6 protein-coding genes and 1 tRNA gene are annotated in these 10,035 nt (G+C 47.1%); 2 read left to right on the top strand and 5 right to left on the bottom strand.

The genetic code is table 11. The annotated features are described in order from the left end of the window. Nucleotides 1–291: 291 nt before the first annotated feature. The 5 genes from QZ938_RS29740 to QZ938_RS29720 all read right to left on the bottom strand — a co-directional run bounded on the left by QZ938_RS29740 (nucleotide 292) and on the right by QZ938_RS29720 (nucleotide 7,995). Nucleotides 292–963: a glutathione S-transferase gene (locus tag QZ938_RS29740; RefSeq protein ID WP_293355385.1), complete on the bottom strand. Its 672-nt coding sequence runs from the start codon at nucleotides 961–963 to the stop codon at nucleotides 292–294. A gap of 353 nt (nucleotides 964–1,316) precedes the next feature. Continuing rightward, nucleotides 1,317–2,264, bottom strand: coding sequence for a rhodanese-related sulfurtransferase (locus tag QZ938_RS29735; RefSeq protein ID WP_293355382.1), 948 nt, complete (start codon nucleotides 2,262–2,264; stop codon nucleotides 1,317–1,319). Between the two features lie 54 nt (nucleotides 2,265–2,318). Continuing rightward, nucleotides 2,319–2,390, bottom strand: a tRNA-Gly gene (locus tag QZ938_RS29730). A gap of 261 nt (nucleotides 2,391–2,651) precedes the next feature. Then, the gene (locus tag QZ938_RS29725; RefSeq protein WP_293355379.1) at nucleotides 2,652–5,762 is read right to left on the bottom strand and encodes an efflux RND transporter permease subunit; all 3,111 of its coding nucleotides are present in this window, start codon (nucleotides 5,760–5,762) and stop codon (nucleotides 2,652–2,654) included. A gap of 445 nt (nucleotides 5,763–6,207) precedes the next feature. Next, nucleotides 6,208–7,995 carry an efflux RND transporter periplasmic adaptor subunit gene (locus QZ938_RS29720; protein ID WP_293355376.1) on the bottom strand — a complete coding sequence of 596 codons (1,788 nt, stop codon included), beginning with the start codon at nucleotides 7,993–7,995 and terminating at the stop codon, nucleotides 6,208–6,210. A gap of 123 nt (nucleotides 7,996–8,118) precedes the next feature. Here QZ938_RS29720 and QZ938_RS29715 point away from each other — a divergent pair, with 123 nt between their 5' ends. After that, nucleotides 8,119–8,316: a hypothetical protein gene (locus QZ938_RS29715; protein WP_293355373.1), complete on the top strand. Its 198-nt coding sequence runs from the start codon at nucleotides 8,119–8,121 to the stop codon at nucleotides 8,314–8,316. Between the two features lie 250 nt (nucleotides 8,317–8,566). Next, nucleotides 8,567–9,700, top strand: a complete 1,134-nt coding sequence (locus QZ938_RS29710) for an AI-2E family transporter (RefSeq protein WP_293355370.1) — start codon at nucleotides 8,567–8,569, stop codon at nucleotides 9,698–9,700. Nucleotides 9,701–10,035: the final 335 nt, after the last annotated feature.

Raw genomic sequence — 10,035 nt, 5'->3', positions numbered from 1 at the left:
ACCTGAACGTTCGGAGCCCAGAGTTTTGAAACTCCGACCGAAACCGTATCGTCGAATGCAGGAACCTCGCTCTGTCTTGAAAGCTAGACTACGAAGGTGATTAAGCCTTTTTCAGTGCCATTGGACTAAAGTCCGAACGATCAAACCACAACGTTCGATCGTTCGGACTTTAGTCCTCTCTTGGATGCGGACTAAAGTCCGAACGATCAAACCACAACGTTCGATCGTTCGGACTTTAGTCCTCTCTTGGATGCGGACTAAAGTCCTCACTACAAACGGCTTGATAAGTAATTACAATCGCCCAAAAACAACGGCTGCATTCCCCGATTCCCATTTCGGGTATTTCTGCATCACACTGGCGTAAATTTCCGAGTCGGTGAAGGCTGTCAACCAAGCTTGTAGGGGAATCCAAGGCTGTTCCTCGAACCAAATTTTATCGGTATGGGCGAATTGACGGACAAAAGGTGCGATCGCCATATCAGCCAATGCTACATTATTACCAAACAAATATTTATTCTTGATTAATTTAGCATTGAGTTTCCCCAGATATAAAGCACATTCATCCCGATGTGCTCGGGCATCAACACCCGCATAACGCTCGGGATATTTATAACGGTCAAGATGATATTTAAATCCATAATCAAATTGAGAAATAAGTTCGAGCATTTCTGCAACAGAACCTTCCTTTGGCCTCAACCATTTTTCAGGATCGTGTTGTTCCAACGCCCACAACATGATATCAATACTTTGATCGAGTACGCGGCCGCCAACATCAATCAATATCGGTACTGTACCTTTTGGAGATACATCTAACATTGCTTGTGGTTTGTCTCGCAAAACAACTTCCCGTAACTCACACACGCGATTGCTAACCATCAGCGCTAAGCGGGCACGCATAGCATAGGGACAGCGGCGAAATGAATATAAAATTGGATATATTGGTGACATATAGTCATTAGTCATTAGTCATTTCTTGGTACGTAGTTGCGCTTCAGCGCTCTTGGGGCTCGCATCCCAACAACATACCTTTCTTGGTACGTAGTTGCGCTTCAGCGCTCTTAGGGCCGGGGCCCAACAACATACCTTTCTTGGTACGTAGTTGCGCTTCAGCGCTCTTAGGGCCGGGGCCCAACAACATACCTTTCTTGGTACGTAGTTGCGCTTCAGCGCTCTTAGGGCTCGCATCCCAACAACATACCTTTCTTGGTACGTAGTTGCGCTTCAGCGCTCTTGGGGCCGGGGCCCAACAACATACCTTTCTTGGTACGTAGTTGCGCTTCAGCGCTCTTGGGGCTCGCATCCCAACAACATACCTTTTAGTCGATCGCGCGATCGAATTTTTCCTTAGCATCATAGCACGCGCCCATATGTACTTGGTTGCGACGCTTAGCAAGCTCAATCTGATGCTGCCTCTCTAATAAAGCTTGTTTTTTAGCTTCGGTTTTCGAGTCATGACAATGAGGACAACTCACGCCCAGCACAAAAAATTCAGAAGCCTTATCTTCCTCACTAATCGGGTGACGACAACCGCGACAAAGTTCATAGTTACCAGGTTTTAAATCGTGAACAACAGACACCCGTTCATCAAAGACAAAACATTCACCTTCCCAACGACTTTCTGCTTCCGGAACCGTTTCCAAATATTTTAAAATTCCGCCTTCGAGATGATAGACTTCCTGAAAACCTTGCGATCGCAAAAAAGCAGTAGATTTTTCGCAGCGAATGCCACCCGTGCAAAACATTGCCACCTTGGGTTTATCGCGCAAAGCAGTTTCTTGCTGCACCCATTCAGGTAACTCAGAAAAGCTTTTGGTTTTGGGATTGATCGCGCCTGCAAAAGTACCCATAGATACTTCGTAGTCGTTACGCACATCAACTACGACAACATCAGGATCGTCAAGCAATTGATTCCATTCATCGGGCTTGACATATTTGCCAGCCATGAGAGATGGATTAATATCGGGTATTCCCATGGTGACGATTTCGCGTTTTAAGCGGATTTTCAGGCGGTAAAACGGTGCTTTTTCTGAGAAAGATTCTTTGTGAACCAAATCAGCAAAACGTGCGTCACTACGCAAAAATGCGAGCACTGCGCGCACGCCCTCGGATGAACCTGCGATCGTGCCATTGATGCCTTCGGCTGCTAGCAAGATGGTGCCTTTGACGTTGTTGCGATCGCAACAATCGATTAGCGGTGCTTTCAGGTCGGCAAAATCGGATAGTTCAACGAACTTATATAATGCAGCGGTTAAGAAATTAGCCATAGATCGAATTGATAGCACTAATTAATTTTCATATAAATATGAAAATTCAGTTAAAGCGGGCGGTGGGGCTCGAACCCACGACGTCCAGCATGGGAAGCTGACATTCTACCACTGAATTACGCCCGCGCTTAGTCTGTTTTACTGGCTTTTACTTTTTAGGGATTGCGGTAAACCATGACTAGATAAACATTATACGACGATTTTGTGATTTTGAGTCAATGATTTTGAAAATTAATTTTTGGGGGTTGTCGATCGCCCATGGCGGCAAAATTAATAGGGTGCGTCACTTGAGAAAGCCGGAATTTTTCGGACAAACCTGAGATCTGACGCACCGTACACTCCAAAAGCCGTCTCCTGACGCAGGAGGAGACGGCAGTACCCGTTTCCCTACCCGGAGATATTCGATCGCCCTTCCCTTCTTTTCTTCCCCCGCACCCGATCGAAAATCCAGACTTGCAAACCATCCATATAGGTATAAACCACCGGAATCACCACCAGAGTTAATAGCGTAGAAGTCATCAAACCGCCAATTACCGCCATCGCCATCGGACTCCGCACCCCAGAGCCCGCGCCAATTCCCAGCGCAATCGGCACCATGCCAGCTATCATGGCGATCGTTGTCATCAAAATCGGCCGCAACCGCGCTACACCAGAATCCAGCGTCGCCTCATACATCGGTTCGCCTTCCTTCTGATTCATAATCGCGTAATCCACCAGCAAAATCGAATTCTTCGTCACAATTCCCATCAGCAAGACTACACCAATCAAAGCGTACAAACCGAGAGATTTTTGTCCTACCAAAAGTCCCAACAGCGCGCCACCCAAAGATAAAGGTAATGCCGCCATAATTGTGATCGGATGCAAGAAATTGGCAAACAACAGCACCAACACACCATAAATAAACAGTACCGCCGTTCCCAAGGCACCTGCAAAACCGCTGAAAATATCCTGCATCACCTTCGCATCGCCCGAAGATTCTTGTTCCACTCCAGGGGGTAAAGGATTCATTACAGGCAGTTTTTTCACCGCAGCAACAGCTTCTCCTAAAGTTGTACCTTGCAACAAATTGCCTTCTACAGATACTTGACGAGCTCTGTCATAGCGATCGATCTGAGAAGGCCCGCTACCCAAAGCAATATCCGCCACTGCCCTCAACGGTACCAAAGTATTATTTTTACCCGGTATTTGCAGATTCTTAATTGTTTCGATATCGCTGCGAAACTGCGGCGCCAACATCACATGAATCGGAATTTGTCGATCGGGCAAATCAAACTTAGCAAGATTTGAATCAATATCTCCAATCGTTGCTAAAGAAGCAGTGCGAGCAATTTGCTGCACCGAAATACCCTGATCCGCCGCCCGAAGAGGATCGGGTTTTACCAAAATTTCCGGTTTGACTAAACTCGCGCTAGATTGTACCTCAATCAGTCCCGGAACTTGCCTCATTTGTTGCGTCAGAGTTTCCGCAGTTTTAGTTAAAGCTTCGGCATTTTCGCTCTTGAGGACGATCGACATTTGCTTCCTACCGCCCACACGCCCTTGAGCAAAACTCAGCCGCACACCGGGAACATCGGCAAGTTTCGGCCGCATTTCCTCCTCAAACTTCTGTTGTCCGATCCGCTGATTGGCGGGTTTCAATTTCACATATAGACTGGCTGTATTTACGCCGCTAGCGCCCCCTCCGCCACCACCTGGGCCCCCGGATACTGTCGGAGCGCCTTCGGTCTCCAAAACGCTTTGTACGGCTGGATTGGCGAGCAATAATTTAGTTGCTTGCTGCACTGCTAAATCTGTCTGTGACAAGGTGGAACCGGGCGGCAATTCAATGGAAACAGTCGAAAGTCCGGTATCATCGCGATCGATAAAACCAGTCGGAATGAAAGGAATTAATTGCACGCTGCCGAAAAACAAAGCAACAGCTAAAATTAGGACGATCGCCCGATGCTTCAACGCCCAAGTCAAAAGTCGGCGGTACTGATAGGAAAGTTGGTCTTTTTTGAGTTCCGCCTCGTGTCCGCTATCCTTAAACAAATAAGCCGCCATCATCGGAGTTACAGTGCGGGCTACTAACAGCGAAAATAACACCGAAGCCGAAACCGTCACGCCAAAAGGTCGAAAAAACTGACCCGGAATTCCCGGCATAAAAGCCACCGGCGCAAACACCGAAACAATCGTCATCGTGGTAGCAACGACAGCTAAACCAATTTCAGCAGAAGCATCCAAAGCAGCTTGATAAGCCGTTTTCCCCATCCTGACGTGCCGTTCAATATTTTCAATTTCGACGATCGCATCATCGACTAATATACCCACCACCAGCGACAGCGCTAACAAAGTCATGCCGTTAAGCGTATATCCCACCATTCTCAGTACAGCAAAAGTAGGAATTGCCGACAGAGGTAACGCCACAGCAGCAATCAAAGTCGCCCGCCAATCCCGCAGAAATATAAAAATCGTGACAATCGCTAAAACCGCCCCCAAAACTAAAGCATCAACAGAAGCTTCATAGGAATCTCGGATGTGATCTGCTAAAGTATAAATCAGTTCCAGCTTGACATCCGACGGCAAAGTTTTTTCCATTTTCTTAACAGTTGCCCGCACCGCTTCTTCCACAGTCACGAGAGTGCTGCCGGTGCTGCGGAGGATAGCAAAAGCTACAACAGGCTTGTTATTTAGCCGCGCACCCTGACGCGCTTCTGCATAGCCTTCCTCAACTTTTCCTAAGCTAGAAAGCGGCACAAAACCGCCTTTCGGCAAAGTAATTTGATAAGCTTTCAACTGTTCGATAGTTTTGGCACTACCGATGGTGCGGACTGTTTGCTCGGAATTGCCGATTTCAGTGCGTCCCCCTGGCAGATTGATGTTAAAATTGCGAATTTGGTCGTTAACTTGGGTAGCTGTAATCCCCAAACTTTGCAGTTGTTCGGGGTTTAAATCAACTCGAATATCCCTGTCCCTGCCTCCAATTCGCTGCACTTGAGCGACACCTTTGACCGACAACAGGACGCGGCTGATGTTTTGGTCGATTAATTCGCTTAGCTGTTCTACCGTTTGGCGATCGGAAACGACGGCGTAGGACATAATGGAACTACCGGCAAATTCCACCCGCTTGACGACTGGATCGTTGATGTCTTGGGGCAGGCTTTGGCGAATTTGGGCGATCGCATTTCTGACATCATTCGTAGCGCGATCGCTATTTGTGCCCAACAAAAAGTTAACTGTCGTATTAGAAGAACCATCATTAACAGTAGAAATAATGTGGTCAATATTACCCAAACCCGCCACAGCGTCTTCTACTTTTTTCGTAACTTGAGATTCAAGTTCCGCTGGATCTGCCCCCGGTTGGCTGACAGATATCGAAACTGAAGGCACATCGATGTTAGGTGAATCATCAATACCTAAAACTGGAAACGATACTAAACCGCCGATTGTCAGAATTAAGAATAAAACAATCGTGGGAACTGGCTGTTTGATTGACCAAGCCGAAATGTTAAAAGACATAATTGGAATTGGGAATTGGGAATTGGGAATTGGGAATTGGGAATTGGGAATTGGGAATATAGTTATTATTATTGGAATTCTTGTGGGGTGGGCATCTTGCCCGCTCCAAATATCTACTAACTAATCTGATTCTTTAAATTCTTATGGAACGGGCATCTTGCCCGCTCCCAATGTCTGATAAGGTATGTTGTTGGGCTTTAGCCCTCTTAAAATATATAGTAACTAACAAGTCGTAAGGTGCGTCAGGGGAAAATTATTAGTCTGTCGCCACCAAATTCTCACCTGACGCACCCTACAATAAATAATGACTGTCAACTGACCTTAAAAGGTGCGTCAGGGGAAAATTATTAGTCTGTCGTCGCCAAATTCTCACCTGACGCACCCTACAATAAATCATGACTGTCAACTGTCAACTGTCAACTGTCAACTGTCAACTGTCAACTGACTACTGACTAACAACCTTAATTCGATCGCCATCCTTAAGATAACCCGCTCCAGCAACAACCACTTTATCGCCCGCCTTCAACCCCTTTTTAATCTGAACCTTAGCACTCGTCAAATCGCCAACCGCGCCCCCAGTAATCTCCCCAACTTCCACAGGTTGAGCCTGCACCTTATCCTCGCCCACAAGTTTGTAAACAATAGAACTGCCGTCAGACTGTGGTAAAATAGCCTTAGCAGGAACTTTCAAACCTTGAGCCGTCGTCGTCGAAATCGAGGCACGCAAAAACATTCCCGATCGCAAAAACTCACTTGTAGGCAAATCAATTTTCACCGTAGCCTGCCGATTTTGCGGGTCAACTAACGGCGAAATTTCTCGCACAGTTCCCGACAACTTAATCCGCTTGTCAGAATCCGAAGTAATCTGCACCGCCGTTCCCGGCTTAACTTGATAAACCTGAGTTTCTGGCACTTTTAATTGCAGTTCCAGCTTGTTTCCTCGAATAATCGAAAATAGTTTTTGACTTCCCGAAGAAACATCACCAACTCGACCAATTCTTTCAGATACAATACCGCTGTCCGGCGCTCGGACAATAGTTTGTTCGATTTGAGTTTGCAACTGTTTGACTTGCGCTTCATTGCTGCGAACACCTGCTGCGTTATTTCCCACATTTGCGCGCGCGCTGCTGATAGCAGAGCCGGCCGTATTCACTTTAGCGCGGGCGCTGCTGAGGGCCGCTCTCGCCGTACTGATATTAGCTTCTGCCGTAGCTACTTTAGCTTGAGCCGATCGCACTTCTTCGGCCGCTTTGTTCTGTTCTTCCAAAGCTTTATTCAAATCAGCCTTAGCTTTGTTCACATCTTGAACAGCAGTATCTCGCTCCGTCTTGCGCTTTTCCAAATCTTGCTGGCTGATTACTCCCTGAGAAGCCAAATTTTGGGTGCGATTTACTTCTCTTTGAGCCTGAGCTAATTTAGCCTCAGCAGAAGCAATCCCCGCCTTAGCTTGCTCGACACCCGCCTTGGCTTGCTCGACACCGGCTTGGGCTTGGCCGACGCCTGTTTTGGCTTGCGCTGCGTCAGCGATGGCTTTTTCAACACCGGCTTGGGCTTGAGCAACACCGGCTTGGGCTTCTTGTTGGGCTGACTGGGCTTGTTGCACCAGAGCTTGCGCTTGTTCTACCGTAGAATCGGCCGATTGTACCTTAGCAGTAGCTTCGGCAATTTGCGATCGCAGCACCGAATCGTCCAAAACCGCCATTACCTGACCTTTTTCTACCGCATCCCCTTCCTTTACCAAAACCTGCTTGATTTGCAAACCGTTGGCTTGCGGCAGCACCGGCAGCAAATCGTAGGGCGCCACAGTCCCCGTCGCTTCCAGAGTTTGAGCCACCTCGGCCGATTCCACAGCAGCCACTGTCACCGTCTGAGCCGTCCCCTGCTGAGCCGCCGCTGGGGCTGCAACTGGGGGACGCGCGCTCTTCTGGCCCGCAGTCAAGTGTACTGCTAGCAGCGTTGCAGCTACACCAATACCTGCGCCCGCCAACAGCGTCGGCCACCTGAGTCCTTTACTGGGAGGAACTTCTGGTTCTTCAGCTTCGGAAACTTCTGATTGTTCGTCTGGAACTTCTAAGGCTATTTCTCGTTCATCTTCTTCAGAGGAGAAGTGCCAGCCAGAGGTATCTGAGATGCCAGTTTCAGGCGCATCCACTGCGGAGTTCCTGTCTCGCCCGCTTTGCACGGGGGAAAGAGGTTCCTGTTCTTCTGCTTCTGAAAAAACTTGATTCGTCACGGTAGTTCCTCCCGTCGGTTTGAGCCTGGGGTTTTTGATATTGTAAAGAAAGATTGCGGTTTTAATATCTAATTTATTTTAGCTGAGTGTGCGATCGGTCGCGCCTCCTCCTTGTGGGTGAGTGTGAGAGCTTTTCACCTGCTCGTGGCGATTTGGATGAAGGAAAGTGCGATCGACCTTTGCTCGATCGAGATTTTGATGCAGAGCAATCTTAGCGTAATTTGCGATCGCGAATGGCGATCGGGCTTATATTATCTCTGGAGCACTTTTTCAGTCAGCAACTCATCAATACTGAGAGAATTCAGTCTAATCTTGAACTGATTATTGCTAATCTATAATGCAATACGCCATTGTTAAAACTGTTTATTGGCCCGAGATCCTTGCAGCATACCCCTACTCCCCCGGATAGTCGGGGGATGAAAGAGAATGCTCTTGTCCCCCCCTTTTTCAAGGGGGGTTAGGGGGGATCTCCGGGTTCAACTTAACTGTATCGAGCTATAATAATGTGTTTGTTGTAGAATACGGCACATCGGCTGAAAAAATTATGCCAGTTTAATTTACAAAAATCACAATGAATAGTGTATTTACTCCCGTCCAACAGTTTCTAATTACTTGGTTGCTAGTCCTAGTGACGGGATGGTTTACCCTGACTGCTATCAATTATGTTGGGGAACTGGTCAGCATTTTAGTAACAGCGGGACTGATTGCATTTTTATTAAATTATGCAGTAATCAGACTGCAAGTATTTTTGCCGCGAGGACTAGCTGCGGGGCTGGTCTATTTGGCTGCGGGTGTGGTAGTAGTAGTAATCGGTCTAACTATTGTGCCGCCGGTGTTCAGCCAAGCGAGGCAGTTGGGGGTAAGATTCCCGGAATTGCTGGAGTCGGCGCGGCAGCAGTTAGGCGAATTTCAAGCATGGAGTGCCGATCGCAATTTACCATTTGACGTGCAAATATTGGAACAGCAGCTATCAGCCAAAGTCCAGGAACAAGTACAAGCAATCGCAGGTACAAGTTTAGGCTTAGTTGTCGGTACAGTTAACTGGTTTCTCGACTTAATTTTTATCCTGGTAATTTCATTTTATATGCTGCTAGACGGTCAAAGAGTGTGGCAGGGTTTGACCAGCATTTTTTCGCCAGATATTCGCTATGTTCTCACAGAGACTTTGCAGCGAAACCTCCAGCGATTTGTCTCGGGACAGTTATTGCTGGGACTCTTTATGGCGACTTCGCTAACTCTGGCTTTTTGGTGGCTGCAAGTGCCATTTTTTCTGTTGTTTGCCGTGTTTATCGGATTGACAGAAATAATTCCGTTTATCGGAGCGACGCTGGGCATCGGCACTGTTAGTATAATTGTAGCGTTTATTGATTGGTGGCTGGCGCTGCAAGTGTTGGCAGTTGCGATCGGTCTCCAGCAAATCAAGGATAATTTAGTAGCACCCCGAATTATGGGCAATCTAACCGGATTGAGCCCGGTAATTATTTTTACAGCTTTGCTGTTAGGAGGTAGAGTGGGAGGATTATTAGGAGTTATCCTGGCAATTCCCCTAACTGGGGTGGTCAAAAGTATCGTGGAAATTGTACTCAATCCCAAATTACCTCCGCAAACAGGTTCGTTTTTCTACAATCCTTTTAACGGCGAAGAATTGGGGAAAATTGCGGAAAATGAAAATAGAATAATTTTGGTAGCCGATGAAAAAAAATAGTTTAAGGTTCGTAGTAAGGACTTCAGTCCGTAAAATTTTTATTAGTAACGAATTCAGCCCTTGCTACTGATTGCCTTACTAATAAGGTTTGTAGTAAGGACTTCAGTCCGTAAAATTTTTATTAGTAACGAATTCAGCCCTTGCTACTGATTACGTTAAGAAAGGACTAAAGTCCTCACTACGAACCTGGAAGGACTAAAGTCCTTACTACGAACCTGGGAGGACTAAAGTCCTTACTACGAACCTGGGAGGACTAAAGTCCTTACTACGAACCTGGGAGGACTAAAGTCCTTACTACGAACCTGGGAGGACTAAAGTCCTTACTACGAACCTGG

Source organism: Microcoleus sp. CAWBG27 (genome assembly GCF_020883145.1).
Lineage (GTDB): Bacteria > Cyanobacteriota > Cyanobacteriia > Cyanobacteriales > Microcoleaceae > Microcoleus.
Note: the sequence above shows the minus strand (reverse complement) of the source record. Positions and strands in the feature narration are given on the sequence as shown.